Below are 20668 nucleotides of genomic sequence, written 5' to 3' on the forward strand. Positions count from 1 at the left end.
CCATGTCTGATGCATGGCCGGTTCCAGCATCCACCACTCCGATGCGCGACCTGCAGCGAGATCGACATCTCACCCGAACAATTTCCGGACCACGTAGGGTGGCAGGCATGCCCTTGACGTACCCCATCGCGGAGCAGACGCTCGACAACGGCCTGCGGGTCGTCGTCAGCTCCGACCGCGCCGTCCCGATCGTCTCCGTGAACCTCTGGTACGACGTCGGATCGCGCCACGAGCCCGACGGGCTGACCGGGTTCGCGCACCTGTTCGAGCACTTGATGTTCCAGGGATCGCGCAACGTCGCCTCCGGTCAGCACTTCAGCCTGCTCGAGAACGCCGGCGCCAGCCTGAACGCGAGCACCTTCTTCGACCGCACGAACTACTTCGAGTCACTGCCCAGCGGCGGCCTCGACCTCGCGCTCTGGCTCGAGGCGGACCGGATGGGCTACCTGCTCGACGCGGTCAACCAGGAGAACCTCGACAACCAGCGCGACGTGGTCAAGGAGGAGAAGCGGCAGAGCTACGACAACCGCCCGTACGGCGACTCGTACGAGCGGCTGGTCAAGCTCGCCTTCCCCGCGGACCACCCGTACGCGCACATGACGATCGGCTCGATGGCCGACCTCGACGCGGCGTCCGTGGAGGACGTGCACGCGTTCTTCCGCACGTACTACGGCCCGAACAACGCCGTCCTCACGATCGTCGGGGACGTCAGCGTGGCGGACGCGTTCGACGCCGCCAAGCGGTACTTCGGCCACCTGCCCGCGATCCCGCAGCCGCCGGCCGCCCCGGACGGCACGATCGGCCCGCTGACCGGCGTACAGCGCGACGACGTGGTGTCCGACGTACCGTCCGACCTGATCACGATGATGTTCCGGCTGCCCGTGGACGGGACGCCGGAACTGGACGCGGCCGGTCTCGCCCTGGACATCCTGGCCGCCGGCCAGAGCGGCCGATTGAATCGCCGGCTGGTCCGCGACGAGCAGATCGCGCAGTCGGTGTCCGGCGGCGCGCTGCCGCTGATCGGCGGGGTCTCGTTCGGCACGCTGACCGGGATCGCGTCGGACGGTATCGACCTGCAGAAGGTCGAGGACGCGCTGCTCGAGGAGATCGAGAAGCTGGCCGAGAGCGGCGTCACCGAGGACGAGCTGGCCACCGTGCAGGCGCAGGCCGAGCGGGACTGGCTGGAGCAGCTGGCGACGTGCGCCGGCCGCGCCGACGAGATCTCCCACCACGCCCTGCTGTTCGGCGACCCGAACCGGATCAACACCCGGATCGACCAGGTCCGCGCGGTGACCGTCGAGCAGGTGCAGGCGGCCGCGGCGCAGTGGATCCGTGCCGACGGGCGCGTCCAGGTGACCTACCGCCGGGCCGAGACAGCTGCTGAGACTGCTGCCGAAACAGCTGCTGAAACCTTGGGAGAGCAGGAATGAACCAGGTGCTGACCACCCCACCGGCCGTCGGCGCTCCTCGCCCGTGGAAGTTCCCGGCCGCGACGACCACGATCACCAGCGTCGGCGCCCCGGTGCACGTCTTCGACCGCCCGGGTCAGTACGTCGCCACCGTCCGGGTCACGATCGCGATGCCGCTGATCGCCGAACCGCGAGACATCGAGGGCGTCGCCACGATCATGTCCCGCACCCTTGACGAGGGCACCGAGCTGCACTCGGCCAACGAGTTCGCGGCGGCCCTGGAGCGGCACGGAGCGGCGTACGGCGTCGACGTCAGCTCGGACGCACTGCACGTCGAGATCTCCGTGCCGGTGTCGCATCTGGCGCCGGCCGTGCAGCTGCTTGCGGAGGCGATCACGCGGCCCGCGTTCAACCAGGCCGACGTCGGCCGGCACGTGACGATCCGCCTCGGTGAGATCAACCAGGAGCGGGCGAACGCGGGCTACCGGGCGCGGGAGGCGTTCGCGGCCCATCTGTTCGACCCGTCGACGCGACGGTCCCGGCCGACCGCGGGGACGCCGGACACGATCCGCCCGCTGACGAACGTGCAGGTCGCCGACTTCTACCGGAACAACATCGGCCCCGAGCGGGCGGAGATCCTGTTCGCGGGCGACGCGACCGGGGTGGACGTCGCCGGGATCATCGACGAGGCCTTCGGCGGCTGGACCTCCACCGCCGGTTCGGCGCTCGAGACGCCGGAACCGCTGTACCTCCCGGGCAACCGCGTCGTACTGGTCGACCGGCCGGGCTCGGTGCAGAGCCAGCTGCTGATCGGCTGCGCCGGCCCGGACCGGCGGGACCCGGCCTGGGGTGCCGCCGCGGTCGCGAACCATGTGGTCGGCGGGACCATCACCTCGCGGGTGGACACGGTGCTGCGCGAGGAGAAGGGCTACACGTACGGCACGCGGACCAGCTTCGCCGCGCCGCGCAGGGGCGGCACCTTCAGCCTGGGCGGCGCCGTACGCACCGAGGTGACCGGCGCCGCGATCGGCGACGCGCTGCGGATCCTGCGGGAGGCCCGCGACGGGCTGACCGAGCAGGAGGTCCAGGAGGCGAAGGACAGCCTGATCCGGACCGCGCCGCTGCGCTACGAGCAGGCCGACTCGGTCGCCCAGCAGGTCGGCAGCAACATCGCGAACGGCGTACCGATCGACTTCGCCGACACCTACCTGGCCCAGATCGCCGCCACCACCGCCGCCGAGGCCACCGACGCCTACCGCCGGTACGTGGGAACCAACGGCCTACTGGTCGTCGTCGTAGGGGAAGCCAAGGACGTCCGCCCCCAGCTCGCGGAGCTGGGCGCAGACGTCGTGGGCGAACTGGTCGATCTCACGCCCTAGGAGCACAGGATGTCGTTCGTCGGACGGCCTACGGATGCCACGGACCGGACTCACACGTTCTACCCGCTCCAGCCCGGCTTCCCGGACCAACCGGCGTACGGCGTCCTGCGCGACCACTCCCAGGCCACGGTCGCTCTGGTCCTGGGCGTGATCGCGCTGTGCACCGGACTGCTGTTCGTGTCTCCGGTCGCCTGGTGGCTCGGCGCCCAGGCGGTCGCGGAGATCGACGCCACGCCCGGCGTCTACAACAACCGGGGCATGGCTCAGGCCGGGCAGATCTGTGGCCTGATCGGCACAGCCCTGCTCGGAGCCGGCCTGTTGTTCCTGCTGCTGATCGTGCTGCTCTTCGCGTCCGCCTAGCTGCTGATGCCTAGCTGCTGATGTAGTTGGAGAGTTGTTCGCGTTCGAACTCGAGCTCGCCGATCCGGGACTTGACCACGTCACCGATGCTGACCAGCCCGGCCAGGCTGCCGTCGACCACCACCGGCACGTGCCGGATCCGGTGCTCGGTCATCAGCCGCATCAGGTTGTCGATCAGGTCGTCCGGGGTGGCGGTCCGGACCTCGGCGGTCATGATCGCGCTCACCCGGACCTCGCCGGCCTCCGGCGTACGGTTCCAGAGCCGGACGATGTCGCGCTCGGACACGATGCCGTCCACCGACGACCCGTCCGCGCTGACCACCACCGCGCCGATGTTGTGTTCGGCCAGCAGTGCGAGCAGTTCGGTGACAGTGGCTTCTGGGGAGATGGTGACGACCTGGTTGCCCTTGCCGCGCAGTACGTCCTTGATCTTCACGGAGCCTCCTGCAGTTCGAGGACCAATACCCCAAGGTAGCGAAATCCACCCCAAACCGGCAGCCCCCGCATGTCCCCATCCGTGACAACGAAAGACAACCTCTCAACCTGTTGCCCACGGCACCAATCACCCACCAACCCCCACAAAATGAAGGTTCTTTCCCAATCGCCCCTGGTTCACCCACCGTGGGGCGCGAGGATCTTGTCGCAGCGGAAGTAGAGGAGGCCGGGGACCGACTGCCAGACCGGGCGATCGCCGATCGGCTCGATCATCCGGACGACGGGCAGGCCGGCCGTCGCCAAGGTGTTGACGTACGTCGACAGCATCCGGTGGTACGCGACGCGCGGCAGGACCTTCCACCGCGTGGCGCTGTTGAAGGGGCCCTCCTCGAAGTAGCGACCGGTGACGCGCCGGGTCGAGCCATCGACGTGATCGATCAGCTCACCGGCGGCGGGCGTCTTGTAGCACGGGTGCACGATCGACGCCGCGAACCAGCCGCCAGGCTTGAGGATCCGCGCGATCGACCGCACCGCCGGCTCGAGTTCGGGGATGTCCATCAGCGCCATGTGGCACACCACCGCGTCGAACGAGGCGCCGGGGATCCGGCCGAGATCCTGCGCGTCGCCATGGACGTACTCGATGCCGCGCGGTGTCTGCTGCTCGAGCCTCCGCGCGTGGGCCAGGAGCGACTCCGAGGCATCGATGCCGACCACCTCGGCGCCGAGATCGGCCAGACGTCGCGCGTCGCGGCCCTGTCCGCAGGCGACCGCGGCCACCCGCTGACCGCGCACGTCACCCACCAGTTCGTCGAACGTCGGATCGTCCAGGCCGGCGCCGTCGGGATCGACGGTCGCGTGGTAGACATCGGCCAGCTCTTCGTAGGCACTCGTCAAGTTCGTCATGTGCCTACCAACGGCAGCCGTCGTGCCGACGTTCCTTTTCTGCTAAGAGCCAACCGCACCACGCCGTCTCTGGACTAACTTGAGGCTGCCCCTGGGGCAGGCCCGATGCTGGGGAGCGAGACTGAGGAGGCCCACATGGATTTGCTCGAACCGCCTCGGGTTGTCGAGCGGCCGGAGACGGACTATCTCGGCATTCGGGTGGTCACGCCGTTCCGGGGCATGTTGAGCGTGCGGAACGAGCTGATCGACGAGCTCAGTGACTGGCTGGTTCGGGAGGGCGTGGACGACGCCGGACTGTTCTTCCTTCGGCTGCATGTGATCGACATGAACGGCCCGATGGACTTGGAGGTCGGCATGGTCACCCCCGGCCCGGTGGCCGGCGATGCTCGAGTGCGGCCCGCCGTACTGCCCGCGGGCCGTTACGTGACGCTGACCTACCGCAACCACTCCCTCCGCGCGAACCGTGCCCTCCTCGACTTTGCCGGCGCAGAGGACCTCACGCTCGACCGTCGCGACGTCGCCGAAGGCGACCTGTTCGGCTGCCGGTACGAGTTGTTCCGCACGGATCCCCGCAAAGAGCCTCGCAAGACGAAGTGGGAGGTCGAACTCAACATCCGCCTCGCCGAACCGCCCGGCACCGGGGACTGACGCACCACACCCGCACCGCGGCTCCTGGCTCTGCCCTGCGAAAAACACCAGGCCCTTCGGCCCCGGCACCTCATAGGATCGGCGGGTTCGGGAGAGGGGTTCGGGTGAGCTGGCGGCAGGATCTCGCGGTACTGCGGCATCGGGACGTGCGGATCTTCGTGTCGGCCCGGTTCGTGTCGTTGCTCGGCTCGGCGATCGCGCCGATCGCGTTGGTGTTCGCCGTACTGGACGTGTCCGACAAGGCCGGCGCCGTCGGCACGGTGCTCGCCGCGCGCAGCATCCCGAACATCGTCTTCCTGCTCGCCGGTGGCGTGATCTCGGACCGGCTCCCCCGCAACCTGGTGCTGGTCGTCGCGAACACGGTCAGCGGACTCACCCAGGGCCTCGCCGCCGCACTGGTGCTGTCCGGTCACGCGAAGATCTGGCAACTGGCCGCGATCGAGGCGCTGAACGGCGCCGCCGCCGCGTTCGTGATGCCGGCACTGACCGGCATCCTGCCGTCGATCGTGGACCGCGCGGAACTCCCTCAGGCGAACGCCGTGTCCGGTTTCGCCCGCTCGGTCGCGATGATCGGGGGCGGCGCGGTGGCCGGCGTGATCGTCGGCTTCACCGGCCCGGGCGTGGGCCTGGCGGTCGATGCGGTCACATTCCTGCTCGGGGCGTACCTGCTCGCCCGCCTGTCGATCCCGAGAATCGCTCGGTCGGCGAGCTCGGTACTGACCGATCTGCGGGTCGGCTGGGCCGAGTTCGTCTCGCGGCAGTGGGTCTGGACGGTCGTGCTGGGCTTCTGCCTGCTGAACGTGATCTTCGTGGCCTGCTACCGCACCCTCGGCCCGGTGATCGCCGACAACACCTTCGGCCGGACCGGCTGGGGTATCGCCAGCGCCTGCTTCGGAGTCGGACTCATCGTGGGCGGCGTACTGATGATCCGGGTCAAACCCCGCTACCCGCTGCGGATCGGCATGTTCGGCATCCTGCTCGGCGCACCGATCATGGTCGTCCTGGCGCTGTCCCCGAACACCGCCATGGTCGCGGCGATGTCGTTCCTGGTCGGCGTCAGCTACGAGATCTTCGGCATCGGCTGGGAGACCGCGCTCGGCCAGCACATCCCGATCGACAAGCTCTCCCGGGTCTCGTCGTACGACATGCTCGGCTCGATCATCGCGGTACCCATCGGCCAGTTGTCGGTCGGTGCCGTCGCAGCCGCCGCCGGCATCACCGCGGTCGAGCTGTACGGCGCCGGCCTGTACGTCGCCATCACCGCGGCAACCCTCATCGTCCCGTCCGTCTGGCACCTGAGGCGAACCGAGTAGCCACGTAAGGTTGTGGTGTGAGCTTCATCGTGCCGGGGCAGGGGAAGAAGAACGAAGAGGTCATCGGCACGCGCGCCGGCGCCAAACCGTTGATTCCCGAATCCACCACGCCGGCACCGGTCGAGGAGCCGCCGGTGGTGGAGTTCGCCGGGTGGCCGCCGGCGTTGCAGAAGGTGGTGCAGGACGACTTCCGCCGTACGAGCGCTCTCGCCGGATACCGCTGGAAGGCCGCCGACGCGGCTCTGGTCGACCTCGTCCGCGGGCTGGACGACCTCCTCGACCTGGCCGCCGACCGCATCCAGGACACAGAGCCAGGCCGTTCCGGGCGTCAGACCCGGAAGGCCTCTCCACCGACGGTCGAGGTCTCGTTCGACGAGGTGGCGGATCTGCTCGGCATACCGGCCGACGAGCTCGACGGGGCGATCGACGACGCCGGCCGTCCGATCCGCCGGTCCCGCGCTGACCGTCGTACGGCGCAGCGTGCCATCAAGCAGCTCCGCATTCAGCTGCAACAGGTCGAAGTCACGATGGATCACACTCGCCTCACGCCACTGACCCGCTTCATCGTGAGACTCGTACTCGCCCTCGGCACCGCCGTCGACTCACAGTCGGCGTCCCAACTGGCCACCGACGACGAGCACCTGGACACTCTGATCCCGCCGGCGGTCGGCGCGCTCGCCGCGTTCGCCCTCGAACGCAAGACTGCGGCGCTCGCGGACGCCTGGCACGAACACGAGCCGGCCACCCTCGCAGCCCAAACCCACAAGGACCTACTCGAGTCCCTGACCGAAGCCAAGCCGACCAACGACACGGCCGCCGCCTTCCGCCTCCTCGTCCGCTCCGCCCGCGCCTGGGTCGCCTGCTTCCAACTAGACCGCCCCGCCACCGAAAAACTCGAGTACTGGCAAGCCCTCGACGACCTCCCCGACGCAATCCGCGACGACTCCCTCCACCCCCTCCACGACCGCCTGAAGTCCTCGCCTCCACCCCGCTGAACCCTCACCGCGGTCGTCCAAGATTCCACACTCGAGTCGTGAGAGATGGTTGGCGAACGCCGCTTCTCTACGACCGAATCCCACGACTCGCGTCACACGACACGAACCACACGCCACGAGTCGGCGAACGTCAGCAACCACGAACCTCCGGCCACAGCTCGCGGCACGCGGCGACAGCCCGCACACGTAGGGGCGGATCGGCCTGCGTCGCACGCGCCGACACGAGCGTTCGTAGCGCGCCGCGAGGGTAAGTAGCCACATCACAAGCCATTACGGCACACGGCGCCAACTACGTCGGCGCGTGTTCCAGGCCGCGCACGCCGCCGGAGGCGGCCGACCGGACAGCCGCCGCGGAGGGGTGCCATTCAGCCCTTGATTGCGCCGCCCAGGGCGAACGCGCCGCCGAGCTTCTTGCTGAGGAGGAGGTAGAGGAGGAGGACGGGCATCGTGTAGATCAGGGAGTACGCCGCCAGCTGGCCGTAGTTCGGTTCGCCGTACTGGCTGAAGAAGGTGAAGATGCTGACCGAGGCCGGCAGGCGTTCGGGGGACAGCAGCAGCATGAACGGGACGAAGAAGTTCCCCCACATGCCGATGAAGGTGAAGATCAGCACCACTGCGATCCCCGGCCACATCAGCGGCAGGACGATCCGGCGCAGCGCCTGCATGTTGCCGGCACCGTCCACCCAGGCGGCTTCCTCGAGCGAGATCGGTACGCCGTCCATGAACGTCTTGGTCAGCCAGATCGCGAACGGCAGCGAGGCTGTCGCCATGAACATGATCGTGCCGCCGAGGGTGTCGATCAGGTTCAGCTGCACGAACAGCCCGTAGACCGGCACCATCACCGCAGTGATCGGCAGCCCGGTGCAGAACAGCACCGTCAGCAGGAACGGCCGGTTGAACTTCGACCTGAAGCGCGACAGCGGGTACGCCGCCAGCACCGCACAGACCATCGTCAGCAGCGCAGCCCCACCACACAGCACGATGCCGTTGAACACCGGCCGGTACGTCGTGTCGGTGTTCAGCACCGCCTTGAAGTTCCCGAGCGTCGGGTGCGTCGGGAACTCGACCCGCAGACCGGCGGTCCGGTTGATCGATGCGAACAGCACCCAGAGCAGCGGCAGCACGAACAGCACCCCGATCGCCAGCAGAACAAGGTTGGCGGTCAGTTTGCTGATCCGGTCGCGGGCAATCACGCTGCCTCCGAGTTGAGTCCACGCAGGTAGATCAGCGAGAAGATCGCACCGATCGCCAGCATCACCAGGGCGATCGCCGTACCGTAACCGATCTGGGAGAAGCTGAACGCCTGCTCGTACATGTACAGCGGCAACGTCTGACTCTTGGTCCCCGGGCCGCCACGGGTCATCGCGTAGATCAGGCCGAACACGCTCAGCGTCTGCAGCGTGATCAGCATCAGGTTGGTCATGATCGCCCGGCTGATCATCGGCAGCGTGACGAACAGCAGCCGCCGCAGACCGGAGGCGCCGTCCATCTCGGCCGACTCCTCGATCTCCTTCGGTACTTCGCTCAGCGCGGCGGAGTACACCAGCATCGAGAACGCCGTACCGCGCCAGATGTTGGCCAGTGACACCGCGATGATCGGTGCCGCGTACAACCAGTCCTGGCCGGGCAGACCGACGGCGTGCAGCATCACGTTCAGCGTGCCGTCGTCGTTGAAGAACGCGCTCAGCAGGTACGCCGCTACCACCTCCGGCAGCACCCACGCACCGATGACCGCCGCACCGACGAAGTTGCGGACCACCCTGGTGGACCTGCGCATCAGCAGCGACAGGCCGAGCCCGAGGGTGTTCTGCCCGATGATCGCGGAGATCAGCGTGAACACCAGCGTCAGCCAGATCGAGTTGGTGAACGCGCCGCTGCCGAAGGCCTTGCGGAAGTTGTCCAGCCCGACGAACTTCACGTTCGCCGCGCCGGTGCCGGTGAGCGCCATGTTGGTGAACGCGGCGTACAGGCAGTAGAGGATCGGGCCGGCCAGGAAGACCAGCATCAGCCCGATCGCCGGGCTCAGCGGCAGCATCCGGACCAGCTTGGCGGCCCGCGGCTTCCCGCTCTTTCCGGAGGACTTACCGGAAGGAGCGGGGGCCGCCGCCGTTGGAGCAATTGTCGTCGTCACAGGGGAGGATTCCTTCGTGGGACGAGGGTTACTGACTTGTGGTCGTCTTGTCCTTGCCGACGATCCCTTCGACCGCTTCGTCGTAGTTCTTCGCCGCCTTGTCCGGCGTGGACTGCCCGGTCATCACCGACTCCATCGCGGTGATGATCTCGTTCGAGACCTTCGGGTACTCCGGCAGCGCCGGCCGGTACACGGTGACCGAGACCAGGTCGGTGAAGAACTGCGTGCTCTTCGAGGACTCCTTGTAGCCGGCGTCCGAGGCAACGTCCTTGCGGACCGCGATCTGCGCGCCGTTGGTGGCGTACTTGGCCGCGTTCTGCTGCGTCTGCAGGGTCTTGATGAAGTCCCAGGCCGCGTCGGGCGACTTCGACTTCGCCGGGATCGCCCAGGTCCAGCCACCGGAGAGGCTGACCTTGCCCTTGCCGCCACCGTCCTGCGTCGGCATCGCGGTCTGGCCGAGCACCTCACTCCACTGCGGCCACGGCTTCGGGCCGGTGGTCTGCCAGTTGTTGTAGAGCCACGAACCGTCCAGCGCGATGGCCAGCTTGCCGCCCGGCAGCAGTTCGCTGCCGACGCGCGAGCCCATGTTCGGGTCGAGCGCTTCCTTCGGCGACGGGCCGATGCCCTCGGTGTAGACGGTCTTGACGAAGTTCAGCGCGTCCTTGAAGCCCTGGCTGCCGACGACCCACTTCTGCTGGTCGTAGTTGTAGAGCGTGTCCTTGGTGCCGTAGAGCAGCATCTCGAAGCCCTGCATGGCCGAGGCTTCACCCATCGGCTTGCCGGAGTACACGTTCAGCGGGGTGACGCCGGGCACCTTCTGCTTGATGGTGCGCGCGGTGTTCAGGACGTCGTCCCAGCTCTTCGGCGCCCACTCGGCGGGCAGGCCGGCCTTCTGGAAGATCTGCTTGTTGTACCAGAGCGCCCGGGTGTCGGTGCCGTCCGGAATGCCGTACGTCTTGCCGTCCTGGCCCTTCGCGGCGCCCTTGGCGGTCTCCTCGAACTGACCCCAGTCCGACCAGCCCTTGATGTAGTCGTCCAGCGGCTTCAGGTACCCCGCGGTGATGTCGGAGTTGATCAGGAAGGTGTCCTCGTAGACGATGTCCGGCGCGGTGTTCGGCGACCGCATCATCAGCTGCAGCTTGGTGTAGTAGTCGTTCTCGCTCGCCACGATCGGCACGATCTCGACCTTCGAACCCGGGTGGGCCGACTCGTACTCGGTCTTCACCCCGGTGAGGAAGGTCTTCATCACCGTGCCCGGGCCCCATTGCTGGTAGGCGATCTTGATGTTCGCCGGGCCGGCGCTCTGCGAGCTTCCAGCCTCCGGCTGCTTGGTCGTCGAGCCCTGGCTGCAGGCCGTCACCGCCAGCAGGACCGCACTCACAGCGGCGGCTACTTTGAAACGTTTCCTAGTCATCACGTCCACCTTCGGGCAATCGTTGTCATCCCGGTACCACGGCCCAAACCCAGCGGGCTTTCCGCGACCGTAGGAGTCCAAAGCGACCGAAGTCAATGCTTGACAGACAACGTTGTCCCCGCTTCCACGCGGTCACGCGGTGACCGGGAGGTAACAATCCGGTCACCGCGTTGTCATGACATTCAGACGGTAACGGGCTTTGCCTCGTGACGGGGCTGTACGGCGCGCTGTGACTTCATCGCTCCGAGTGCACAAAGGGCGAAGCCGGCGACCAGCCAGCACGTCAGTACGACGAGTGGCCGGGCGGCTCCCGCACCATCGAAGAAGCTCACCGAACGAAGCGCCGTACCCGCGGCTCCCGGCGGCAGCAGTTGACCCAGCGCACCCCAGCCGCTCGGCAGCATCTCGGGCGCACTCGTCATCCCGGACAGCGGGTTGCCCAGCAGCATCATCACCGCGCCACCCAGCGCCAGACCCGCCGTACCGAGCAACCACTCCAGACCGAGCAGCGTCAGGCTGATCGCCGCGATCGACATCGCGATCACGCCCGCGTTGCCCAAGTAGCTGCCTTCGAACGAACCCAGCCAGTACTGCAGTACGGCGGCCAACGCGAGCCCGCCCGTGATCGCGAACGCGACGGCGCCGATCATCCGCCTCGAACCGGACCGGACCAGTTGCGTCAGCGCGCCGGCGGCGATGATGCCACCCAGCACCAGCGGCAGCGCGCCGGCGGCCAGACCGGCACCGCGCGGATCATCCTTGGGCAGCGGCACGATATCCGTGACCTTCGCCGGGCTCTGCGGGGAGAGCCGGGTCGACAACTGCGTCAGCAACTGCGCGACGACGGGACCACCGGCCGACGCGGTCAGCACCTCGGGCTGCGCCGAGTCGAGCACGATCGCGCCGTACGCGTCCCGGTCCTGGATCAGCTGAACCGCCCCGGCCCGATCGGGTACGGCGGTGACGTCGAAGCCACCGGGCATCGCCTGATCGAGTCCCGCCTCGACCTGCGCGACGGCCGGGCCGGGACCCGCGACGGCGAGCGGCACGTCCCGCGGTTCGGAGCGCGCGGCCGGCCAGGCGAAGGCGATCAGGAGCACGGTGAGCAGGGCGGTCAGCAGCGTGATGACTGCGACCAGCGGCGGGCGGCGGCGTTCGGCCGCGTGCACCTCAGCGGACATGAGGAGACTCCTTATAAAACCGAATGACCGTTCTTTATCAGTTCCGAGCCTGGAACATCCTCGGCGACTTGTCAAGAACGGACATTCGTTTTATGTTCCAGGTATGCCCAAGGTCACCGAGGAGCACCGCTTGGCCCGCCGCGCGCAGATCGTCGCCGCGGCCCGCCGCTGCGTGATCGAGGAGGGCTTCCACAAGACGACGATGGCCGACGTGATCCGGGAGTCCGGCCTGTCCGCGGGCGCGGTCTACGGCTACTTCAAGAGCAAGGAGGAGATCGTCTCCGCCATCGCCGAGGACGCGCTGAGCACGATCGACGAGCTGTTCGAGGGGATCCTCGCCGACGATCGGCCGCTGTCCCCGCTGGCGGCCCTCGAAGCGACGATCACGCACGTGGTCAAGGTCGCCGAGGCACCCGGCGGCGACGTCACCCGGGTCGCGGTCCAGGCCTGGAGCGAGGCGCTCCGCAACGACGCGATCCTGCAGACCGCGCGCGGCAAGTACTGCCAGCTGCGCGACCACTTCCTCGAGGTCGCCCGTCGCGCGCAGGCCGACGGCACGGTCGACCCCGACGCCGACCCGCGGGACATCGCCCAGGTCATGTTCGGCATGGTCCCCGGCTTCGTCCTCCAGCGCCTGCTGATCGGCGACGTCACCCCCGCCTCCTACACGGCCGGACTGCGCGCGTTGCTCCGGTCGTAGGTGGGGTTTTACCCACCCCGTACGGTGGTCCAGCACCCTGGGGAGGCGGGTCCGCGCTCCGTAGCGTCAAGCGCATGAAGAAGACGCGACGGTTGCAGGAAGAAGTCGGCGGGACCGAGTACTCGGTCGTCCTGCACGACGTACGACGGGTCTACGGCCGCGGCACCAACGCCGTCACCGCCCTCAACGGCATCAGCATCAACTTCGCCCCCGGCACCTTCACCGCGGTGATGGGTCCGTCCGGGTCGGGCAAGAGCACGTTCCTGCACTGCGCCGCCGGCCTCGACCGGCCCACGTCCGGCAGCGTGTTCATCGACGGCCAGGCGCTGGCCGGTCTGAGCGAGCGGAGACTGACCGAGCTCCGCCGCGAGCGGATCGGGTTCGTGTTCCAGTCCTTCAACCTGTTGCCCGCGCTGACCGTCTGGCAGAACGTGACCCTGCCGCAGGAACTCGACGGCCGCCGGGTGAACCGCGCCGCGGTCCGTCAGGTCCTGGACCGCGTCGGGCTCGCCGACAAGCGCAAGAACCGCCCCGGCGAACTGTCCGGCGGCCAGCAGCAGCGCGTCGCCATCGCCCGCGCCCTGGTCGCACGGCCGGCGGTGATCTTCGCCGACGAACCGACCGGCGCCCTCGACACCCAGACCGCCGCCGACGTCCTCGAACTGCTCCGCGAGCCGGTCCACACCCAGGGCCAGACCGTCGTCATGGTCACCCACGACCCGGTCGCCGCGTCGTACGCCGACCAGGTCGTGTTCCTCGCCGACGGCGTACTGGCCGGCAGCCTCGCCGCTCCGACGGCCGAGCAGGTCGCCGACCGGATGACCCACCTCGGCGCGCGTTCGCAGCGAGGTTTGCAGGCGGTGCCACGATGATGCGCCTGGCCGTCCGCACCTTGCGGCACCGCAAGAGCGGCTTCATCGCCACCTTCGTCGCGGTCGTCTTCGGCACCGGGATCGTGATGGCCTGCGGCGGCCTGATGGAGACGGGCATCCGCTCCAACGTCGAACCTCAGCGGCTCGCCGCCAGCTCACTTGTTGTCACCGGCAAGCAGTCGCACCTCCGCCCGGGCGCCGAGGACGCGACCCCGCTTCCCGAACGTGTCGGCGTACCGGCCGATCTGGTCGCCAAGATCCGTTCTGTGCAAGGCGTTTCGGACGCGATCGGCGACCTCACCTTCCCGGCGGTCGGCGCGGCGGTTGCCGAAGGCCACAACTGGTCATCGGCGGTACTGGCGCCGTACAAGTTGACATCCGGTCACGCCCCACGCTCCGGCCAGGTCGTCATGCCAGGCGCCAAGGTCGGTAGCCAGGTCACCTTCGTGATCGACGGCGAGCCGAAGACCTTCACCGTCAGCGGCTCGGCCACCGGCCCCGCCGGGCACGCATTCTTCGCCGACCGGGAAGCGGCCCGCCTGGCCGGCAGCCCGGCGCGGTTCGCGGACATCGGCGTACTGGTTGCCCCCGGCACCAATATCGACGGCGTGCGAGACCGGATCAAGGCGCTGGACGGCAACATCACCGTCCGCGCCGGGATCGACCGTGGCCTGGCCGAGCACCCGGACGCCGAGTCGCACCGGACCGCGTTGATCTCGGTCGCCGGCTCCTTCGGCGGGATCGCGGCGATGACGATGATGTTCGTGGTCGCGTCCACGCTCGCGTTGTCCGCACAGCACCGCGAGCGCGAGTTCGCCCTGCTCCGTGGCATCGGTACGACGCCTGGTCAGGTCCGCCGGATGATCCTCGGCGAAGCACTGCTCGTCTCGCTCCCGGCGGTCGCCCTGGGTGCCGTGCCCGGGATCTTCCTCGGCCGCTTCCTGTTCGACCAGCTCGGTTCGCATGGCGTCGCGTCGCCGGTCGTCGAGTTCTCGCAAGGCCTGATCCCGTTCGCGGCCGGTGCGGGTGCCGCCGTACTCGCGGCCATCGGCGCCGCACTGATCGCGGCCCGCAAGTCGGCGAAGATCCGGCCGGTCGAAGCGCTGATGGAAGCCTCGCTGCAACGGAAGTGGTTCAGCTGGGTGCGCCTGCTCTTCGGCCTGGCGTTCCTCGGTGGTGGACTCGCGCTGCTGATCGTCACCGCGACGGTGATGACCGGTCCGCTCGCCGGCGCGACCGCTGGTCCGTCGATCCTCTGCTGGGCGATCGGTGTCGCACTGCTCGGCCCGTTCTGGACCAAGTTGGTCCTCGCGGTGTGGCGCTGGCCGGTGCAGGCGCTGACCCGGGTCAACGGCCGGCTCGCGATCCGCAATGTCACGGCTCGCTCGGTGGCGATGTCGGCCGCGGTGATGCCGGTGATGCTTGCCGTCGGCATCTCGACCGCCAACCTCTACATGCAGACGACCCAGGTACACGCGGCCTCCGCGGCGTTCACGCGAGACTTGCGGGCGGACGCCGTACTGGTCTCGGATGCCGGCCTGTCCCCCGCGATCGCGGAACAGGTCCGGGCCGTGCCGGGTGTGGCGAGTGCCTCCGCGTTCGTCCGCAGTACGGGAACCATCGACGAGCCGCGCAACGCACCCTTCGACGAGGACGGCGCTCCGTTGCTCGGCGTGGACGCGCAAGGCGCGGACGGTACGGCGCCGGTGCGGCTGACGAGTGGATCGCTGGCCGGCCTGACCGGGTCGACCGTGGCCTTGCCGGAGTACGTGGCCGGGAAAATCCACCGTGGGGTTGGCTCGACGATCGACATGACGCTGGGCGACGGGACCCCGGTGACGCTGCGGGTGGTCGCGACCTTCGCCGCCGAACGCGGGTACGAGAACATCATCCTGCCCGCGTCGCTGCTCGCCCCGCACACCACGGACGGACTGACCAAGCAGCTCCTGGTCCGCACCACGCCCGGTGCCGACGTCGGACCGGCCCTTGCCAAACTCGCCGCCGCGCATCCCGGCGTCCAGGTCGCCGACCGCGACTCTCTCGTCGCCGCCAACGCGGAAGACCTGCAGACACAGGCGTGGGTCAACTACATGCTCGTCGGCATGCTGATCGCGTACACCGCCGTCTCGGTCGTCAACACTCTCGTCTCCTCGACGCTGCGTCGCCGCCGCGAGTTCGCCTTGCAGCGCCTGACCGGGTCGACCCGCATGCAGGTCCTGCGGATGCTGACCACCGAGAGCATGCTGGTCACCCTGGCCGGCATCACCCTCGGGACCCTGGTAGCCCTGGCCTGCCTCATCCCCTTCTCGGCCAAGGTCTCCACCAGCGCCATCCCCACCGGCCCACTGTGGATCTATGGCGTCATCGTCGGAGCCGCGGCCGTCCTCACCTTCGGCTCAACCCTCCTCCCGGCCACCACGACCCTCCGCCACTCCCCCACCCAACCAACCCACACGGACTGAAGCCGGCCCGTTGAGCTGGGGGGTTGCCCCCTCAGATTTTCAGGGGGCAACCCTCCAGCTCCGTGGGCGCCCACTGAAATGGAGGGTTCGCCCCGCGCGGGCGCGTGCGCGGGCAGAGGCCGGCCCGGACTGGGGTCAGCGAGCCGGAGTGGGGTCAGCGAGCCGGAGTGGGTTCGGCGACTGGTTGGAGGGCGATGGTGGTGGCCTGGACGATGCCGGCGTTGTCGCGGATCCAGCCGGACAGGACCACATGCAGATCCTCGAGATCCCGTTCCTCGAGGATCACCCCGGGGACCGGCACACTCGCACCGAGCTCGGCCAGCACCGGCCGCAGATGCTGATCCGCCAGCAGCTTGTGACTCGGCGCCGCGGAGACCGTGACCGGCACCACGACCGCGCCCGCCAGCGCCTGCGGCCGCAAGACATCCAGGAAGCTCTTCAGCAAACCGGTGTAGCTGCCCTTGTACACAGGCGTCGCGACCACGATCACCGACGCCGACGACACCAGATCGACCGCACTCTCCAGCGACGCCCGCTCCTCGTCCGCGGCCCGCTCCCCCTGGAAGATCGCCGGCGCGAAGGTCACCAAGTCGACGAGTTCATCGATCCGGTACGGCGTACCGAGCTCGGAGGCGAGCAACTCCGCAACGGACGCCGCGGCGGCCGCGGTCCGCGATCCCGGCCTCGGGTTGCCGACCACAGTGACGACAGACTGCGGCCACACCGGCGGATCCGGCACAACCTGCGGTTCGAAAGCGACTGAGGGCATCTGACCCATCTCCTGAGCTCGGCAAGTGATGGATCGAGCGTAGTCAAAGTCGAGCTGGCTACTTGACTTTCTCAGGATCCGAACGCCGGGCCCGGATCTTCACCGCCACGAACCAGACCACGGCCGCCACCGCACCCGCGAGCACGAGCTTCTGGAAGACGCCCACCGAGGACTCCACCACGTGCCACCGCTCGCCGAGTTGATAGCCGGCGACGATCAGCAACGAGTTCCAGACCAGGCTGCCGATCGCGGTCAGCGGCAGGAACAGCGCCACCGACATCCGCTCGACGCCGGCCGGGACCGAGATCAGACTGCGCACGACCGGCACCAGGCGGCCGATCAGGACGACCTTCGGCTCATGCCGGTTGAACCAGTCCTCAGCCTTGTCGACGTCCCGCACCTTCACCAGCGGCAGCTTCCCGGCCATCGCCCTGGTGCGATCCCGGCCCAGCCCCGCGCCCACGCCGTACAAGGCGAGTGCGCCGACGATCGAACCGAGCGTGGTGAAGACGATCGCGCTGACCAGCCCCAGATCACCACGACTGGCCGCGAACCCGGCCAGCGGCCGGATGACCTCACTGGGCAGTGGCGGGAACAGATTCTCCAGCGCGACCGCGAGCCCCGCACCCGGCGCGCCCATACGCTCCATCAGGTCGATGGCTCAGCCTGCCACTCCTCCGGTCGGCTCCTGTGTCGCGTGCAGCGTGGTCATCATCACCTGATTCGTCGTGAACATGGCGACGACGCTAGGCCCGCGCACACCACCCGCACACTGAGGCCAACCGCCGTCTCCGGGTCGGGCCATCCACCGTATCGACTGGGGGAAAACCCCACGTGCTCAGGCGATCCGGGGTCCGAGGAACAGCCCGCCGGTGGCGTCCACGACCTGGCCGGTGATCCAGCGCGCGTCCTCCGAGGCGAGGAAGGCGACGATGTCGGCCACGTCCTCGCCACGACCGAGCCGGCCCAGTGCGGTGTGGTGAGTGACGAAGTCAACCAGCCCCGGCGTCTCGAAGAACGCGCCGTTCGCCTCGGTCCGGGTCGCGCCCGGAGCGACGGCGTTGACGGTGATGTCCCGCGGGCCCAACTCCTGGGCGAGCGTGAGGCTCATCGTCTCCACCGCGGCCTTGGTCATCGCGAACGAGGTCTGGATCGGGTTCGCGAAACGGGTCGCAGCCGACGAGAGCGAGATGATCCGGCCACCGTCGCGCATCATCGGCAGCAATCGCTGGGTCAGGAAGTACGGCGCTCGCACATTGACCGCGAACAGCCGATCGAACGCCATCACGGTGTCGGTCTCGATCGGGCCGGCCGGAGCCGCCGCGGCGTTGTTGACCAGGATGTCCAGCGGCCGACCGAGCAGTCCTTCCGACAACTGCCCGGCCACCTCATCCACGTCACCCGGGACTCCGAGCTCGGCGCCGATCAGGAAGCCACGCCCACCGATGCGTTCCAGCGTCTCGTCGGCTCCGGCCTTGTCGCTGTTGTAATGCACCGCGACCTCGGCCCCGCCCGCGGCGAGCCGCTCCGCGATCGCTCGCCCGATCCCGCGCGAGGCGCCCGTCACCAAGGCAACCTTGTCGCTCATGTTAGATACTCTCATGATGTTAGTATCTACCACGTGAGCCTGAGGCAGCGCCAGCGCGCGGAGACGAAGCAACGGATCCAGCGGCAGGCGATCCGGCTATTCGCCGAGCAGGGGTACGACGCCACCACTGTCAACGAGGTGGCGGCCGCGGCCGGCGTCGCCGCGATGACCGTGTACCGGAACTTCCCCACCAAGGAAGACCTCGTCCTGTACGACGACTTCGATCAGGTGGCCGCGGCGACGCTCACCGAACTCCCCGCGACCGGACCACTGGCGGACCGGATCGCGCGCACGATGCTGGCGACGTTCGATCTGGCGATCGCCCACGATCGGGACTTCCTGCTCACCCGGCTGCGGCTGATGATCTCGACACCAGCCCTCCAGGCCCGCCACCTCGACAGCCAGTACCGGCTGCAGGAGGCCTTCGTGACCGCGATTCGTGCCGGCTCCACCGACGCGGCGCTGGAGTTCCAGGCCCGCGCCGCCGCCAGCGCCTGCCTCGGCGTCGCCCACATCGCCTTACTCCGCTGGGCCTCCGAGGACGGCGAGACCAGCCTCCTCGACCTCTTCCGCGACGCCTTCACGGCAACGTTCGGCCACGCTGTCTGAGCCGTCGCGGACGGGCCGGACGGCGTATATTCCTGATATGGAAAGTGCGTTCGAGGTGCTGGCGGAGGGACGGCGGCGGGAGATCCTGGACCTGCTGCGCGCCGGTGAGCGGCCGGTCGGCGAGCTGGTCGACGAGCTCCATCTGAGTCAGCCCGCGGTGTCGAAGCACCTCAAGGTGTTGCGCGACGCCGGCCTGGTCGAGGTCCGCCGCGACGCGCAGCGCCGCTGGTACCGTCTCCGGCCAGCGCCGCTCGCCGAGATCGACGCCTGGCTCGAGCCCTACCGAGACCTGTGGCGCAACCGCCTGGACGCCTTGGAAGCCCACCTCGACACGATGGACTGAGCAACAGCAACTCAGCAACCGAGGGCTGAGCGAGCGGCGGCCGAGCAACGGCCCGGAGTTGGGTCCGGGCCGCGCTGGTCGGGTCGGACGCGATCAGGTGCGCTCGGGGACGCGGAGGTGCGCGAGGACCAGCTCGAACTCGCCGACGTCGAGCACCTGGGACCCGGCGTCCTTCGTGGTCGCCGACCGCATCGACGCGGCCGCCTCACGGTTCGCGTCCATCGCCTCCTGGCTGTCGTACGTCACCGACGACACCCCCCGGCCGGTGGTGCGGTCGACCAGCAGACTGGCGCTGCAGAAGCCCGCCAGGTCCTCGAGACGCGGCAGCGACGCCAGCTTGTAAACGTCGATCGCCCGCTCGAGGTTCGCGAGGTCAACGGTCACCCAGGTCGCCCGGACGCAAGCGCCGGCCGCCGAACGGTGATCACGGTGCAGTACGGCGATCTCCCACTCCTGCACCTTCGGACTGCCACCGATCGTCGCCGCGAGCCGGTCCCGGACCGGCCGGAGCTCTTCGTCGGTGGCCCGCATCGCGTCCGCCGACCGCCAGGCGCTGGTGGTGATGCACCGGCCCGACTCCCGGTCGGCCATCATCGACATGCCGATACAGCCGTCCAGCTCCAGCAGCCTGGGCATCACCTCGTCGCGCACCTGCGCGATGCCGGCGTCGAGCGATCCCGGTGCGGCGTGGATCGTGGTGGAACGCGCGTACACGACCCACCCCCTTACCCTCAAGGCAGCACCCCGCCGGCGCCGCCGGTCTATGCCCACCCTCCTCCCGCGGCCGCACCGGCGCAAGTGAGTCGCTAGCGGATCTCGGCCAGGTCGAAGACGTTGCCTTCGGGGTCGGCGAGGGTGATCCAGTGGGTGCCGTACTCGTCGTGTTCGTCGAGGCGCTTGGCACCGAGGCCGATCAGGCGGTCGAGTTCGGCCGACCAGTCGGCGCTGGCGAGGTCGACGTGCAGGCGGTTCTTGCCGGTGCGCGGCTCGGGGACCTGGACGAACATCAGCGTGGGCCCGTCGGCGGACCTGTTCACGGTGGCGAAGAACTGGTTGCTGTCAGCATCGACCTGGGTAACGAACACGTCGGCCCAGAAGGTCGCAAGCGCGCCCGCGTCGGCGCAGTCGAAGACGACGTTCTCGAGGGTGATGGACAT

General features: G+C 68.6%; 22 protein-coding genes. 11 read left to right on the forward strand and 11 right to left on the reverse strand.

Features of this window, described 5'->3' with window-relative positions; all coding sequences use genetic code 11:
• Positions 1 to 107: 107 nt before the first annotated feature.
• From ACXC9Q_RS20795 to ACXC9Q_RS20805, 3 genes are read left to right on the forward strand one after another with little or no spacing between them, the layout of a single operon-like run.
• Positions 108 to 1430 carry a M16 family metallopeptidase gene (locus ACXC9Q_RS20795; protein ID WP_457058263.1) on the forward strand — a complete coding sequence of 441 codons (1323 nt, stop codon included), beginning with the start codon at positions 108 to 110 and terminating at the stop codon, positions 1428 to 1430.
• Complete coding sequence (locus tag ACXC9Q_RS20800; RefSeq protein WP_457058264.1) at positions 1427 to 2788, forward strand: M16 family metallopeptidase; 1362 nt, start codon at positions 1427 to 1429, stop codon at positions 2786 to 2788. Before ACXC9Q_RS20795 ends, ACXC9Q_RS20800 begins: the two co-directional genes overlap by 4 nt.
• A gap of 9 nt (positions 2789 to 2797) precedes the next feature.
• Entirely contained in the window at positions 2798 to 3148 is a 351-nt protein-coding gene (locus tag ACXC9Q_RS20805; protein WP_457058265.1) for a DUF4190 domain-containing protein, read from the forward strand.
• Positions 3149 to 3158: 10 nt separating this feature from the next.
• On the opposite strand, the gene ACXC9Q_RS20810 is transcribed toward ACXC9Q_RS20805, so the two are convergent.
• Both ACXC9Q_RS20810 and ACXC9Q_RS20815 read right to left on the reverse strand, forming a co-directional pair.
• Positions 3159 to 3584: a CBS domain-containing protein gene (locus ACXC9Q_RS20810; RefSeq protein WP_457058266.1), complete on the reverse strand. Its 426-nt coding sequence runs from the start codon at positions 3582 to 3584 to the stop codon at positions 3159 to 3161.
• Between the two features lie 176 nt (positions 3585 to 3760).
• Positions 3761 to 4486, reverse strand: a complete 726-nt coding sequence (locus ACXC9Q_RS20815; protein ID WP_457058267.1) for a class I SAM-dependent methyltransferase — start codon at positions 4484 to 4486, stop codon at positions 3761 to 3763.
• A gap of 135 nt (positions 4487 to 4621) precedes the next feature.
• Between ACXC9Q_RS20815 and ACXC9Q_RS20820 the strand changes: the two genes are divergently transcribed.
• From ACXC9Q_RS20820 to ACXC9Q_RS20830, 3 genes are all read left to right on the forward strand, one after another.
• On the forward strand, positions 4622 to 5134 hold the full coding sequence (locus ACXC9Q_RS20820) for a GyrI-like domain-containing protein (RefSeq protein WP_457058268.1): 513 nt from the start codon (positions 4622 to 4624) through the stop codon (positions 5132 to 5134).
• A 104-nt stretch (positions 5135 to 5238) separates the two neighbouring features.
• Positions 5239 to 6447 carry an MFS transporter gene (locus ACXC9Q_RS20825; RefSeq protein WP_457058269.1) on the forward strand — a complete coding sequence of 403 codons (1209 nt, stop codon included), beginning with the start codon at positions 5239 to 5241 and terminating at the stop codon, positions 6445 to 6447.
• A gap of 17 nt (positions 6448 to 6464) precedes the next feature.
• A complete protein-coding gene (locus tag ACXC9Q_RS20830; protein ID WP_457058270.1) occupies positions 6465 to 7442 on the forward strand; it encodes a hypothetical protein in 978 nt (325 codons plus the stop codon).
• A 365-nt stretch (positions 7443 to 7807) separates the two neighbouring features.
• On the opposite strand, the gene ACXC9Q_RS20835 is transcribed toward ACXC9Q_RS20830, so the two are convergent.
• From ACXC9Q_RS20835 to ACXC9Q_RS20850, 4 genes are all read right to left on the reverse strand, one after another.
• Positions 7808 to 8635, reverse strand: coding sequence for a carbohydrate ABC transporter permease (locus tag ACXC9Q_RS20835; RefSeq protein ID WP_329480783.1), 828 nt, complete (start codon positions 8633 to 8635; stop codon positions 7808 to 7810).
• Complete coding sequence (locus ACXC9Q_RS20840) at positions 8632 to 9573, reverse strand: carbohydrate ABC transporter permease (RefSeq protein WP_457058271.1); 942 nt, start codon at positions 9571 to 9573, stop codon at positions 8632 to 8634. The genes ACXC9Q_RS20835 and ACXC9Q_RS20840 overlap by 4 nt, the downstream gene beginning before the upstream one ends.
• 28 nt (positions 9574 to 9601) lie before the next feature.
• Entirely contained in the window at positions 9602 to 10987 is a 1386-nt protein-coding gene (locus ACXC9Q_RS20845) for an extracellular solute-binding protein (RefSeq protein ID WP_457058272.1), read from the reverse strand.
• Between the two features lie 182 nt (positions 10988 to 11169).
• Complete coding sequence (locus ACXC9Q_RS20850) at positions 11170 to 12168, reverse strand: hypothetical protein (protein ID WP_457058273.1); 999 nt, start codon at positions 12166 to 12168, stop codon at positions 11170 to 11172.
• A 103-nt stretch (positions 12169 to 12271) separates the two neighbouring features.
• On the opposite strand from ACXC9Q_RS20850, the gene ACXC9Q_RS20855 reads away from it, so the two are divergent.
• The 3 genes from ACXC9Q_RS20855 to ACXC9Q_RS20865 all read left to right on the forward strand — a co-directional run bounded on the left by ACXC9Q_RS20855 (position 12272) and on the right by ACXC9Q_RS20865 (position 16202).
• Positions 12272 to 12868, forward strand: coding sequence for a TetR/AcrR family transcriptional regulator (locus ACXC9Q_RS20855; protein WP_457058274.1), 597 nt, complete (start codon positions 12272 to 12274; stop codon positions 12866 to 12868).
• A gap of 74 nt (positions 12869 to 12942) precedes the next feature.
• Positions 12943 to 13740, forward strand: coding sequence for an ABC transporter ATP-binding protein (locus ACXC9Q_RS20860; protein ID WP_457058275.1), 798 nt, complete (start codon positions 12943 to 12945; stop codon positions 13738 to 13740).
• Positions 13737 to 16202, forward strand: coding sequence for an FtsX-like permease family protein (locus ACXC9Q_RS20865; protein WP_457058276.1), 2466 nt, complete (start codon positions 13737 to 13739; stop codon positions 16200 to 16202). The genes ACXC9Q_RS20860 and ACXC9Q_RS20865 overlap by 4 nt, the downstream gene beginning before the upstream one ends.
• Positions 16203 to 16356: 154 nt before the next feature.
• On the opposite strand, the gene ACXC9Q_RS20870 is transcribed toward ACXC9Q_RS20865, so the two are convergent.
• The 3 genes from ACXC9Q_RS20870 to ACXC9Q_RS20880 form a co-directional block, all read right to left on the reverse strand.
• Positions 16357 to 16971, reverse strand: coding sequence for an NADPH-dependent FMN reductase (locus tag ACXC9Q_RS20870; RefSeq protein ID WP_457058277.1), 615 nt, complete (start codon positions 16969 to 16971; stop codon positions 16357 to 16359).
• Positions 16972 to 17029: 58 nt separating this feature from the next.
• Complete coding sequence (locus tag ACXC9Q_RS20875; protein ID WP_457058278.1) at positions 17030 to 17620, reverse strand: DedA family protein; 591 nt, start codon at positions 17618 to 17620, stop codon at positions 17030 to 17032.
• A 189-nt stretch (positions 17621 to 17809) separates the two neighbouring features.
• A complete protein-coding gene (locus ACXC9Q_RS20880) occupies positions 17810 to 18559 on the reverse strand; it encodes an SDR family oxidoreductase (RefSeq protein ID WP_457058279.1) in 750 nt (249 codons plus the stop codon).
• Positions 18560 to 18592: 33 nt separating this feature from the next.
• On the opposite strand from ACXC9Q_RS20880, the gene ACXC9Q_RS20885 reads away from it, so the two are divergent.
• Positions 18593 to 19168, forward strand: a complete 576-nt coding sequence (locus ACXC9Q_RS20885) for a TetR/AcrR family transcriptional regulator (RefSeq protein WP_457058280.1) — start codon at positions 18593 to 18595, stop codon at positions 19166 to 19168.
• A gap of 37 nt (positions 19169 to 19205) precedes the next feature.
• A complete protein-coding gene (locus ACXC9Q_RS20890; RefSeq protein WP_457058281.1) occupies positions 19206 to 19511 on the forward strand; it encodes an ArsR/SmtB family transcription factor in 306 nt (101 codons plus the stop codon).
• A 93-nt stretch (positions 19512 to 19604) separates the two neighbouring features.
• Here ACXC9Q_RS20890 and ACXC9Q_RS20895 read toward each other — a convergent pair whose 3' ends face one another.
• Both ACXC9Q_RS20895 and ACXC9Q_RS20900 read right to left on the reverse strand, forming a co-directional pair.
• The gene (locus ACXC9Q_RS20895) at positions 19605 to 20225 is read right to left on the reverse strand and encodes a hypothetical protein (protein ID WP_457058282.1); all 621 of its coding nucleotides are present in this window, start codon (positions 20223 to 20225) and stop codon (positions 19605 to 19607) included.
• A gap of 92 nt (positions 20226 to 20317) precedes the next feature.
• Positions 20318 to 20668, reverse strand: a complete 351-nt coding sequence (locus ACXC9Q_RS20900) for a VOC family protein (RefSeq protein WP_457058283.1) — start codon at positions 20666 to 20668, stop codon at positions 20318 to 20320.

The sequence above is a fragment of the Kribbella sp. CWNU-51 genome (assembly GCF_054073265.1).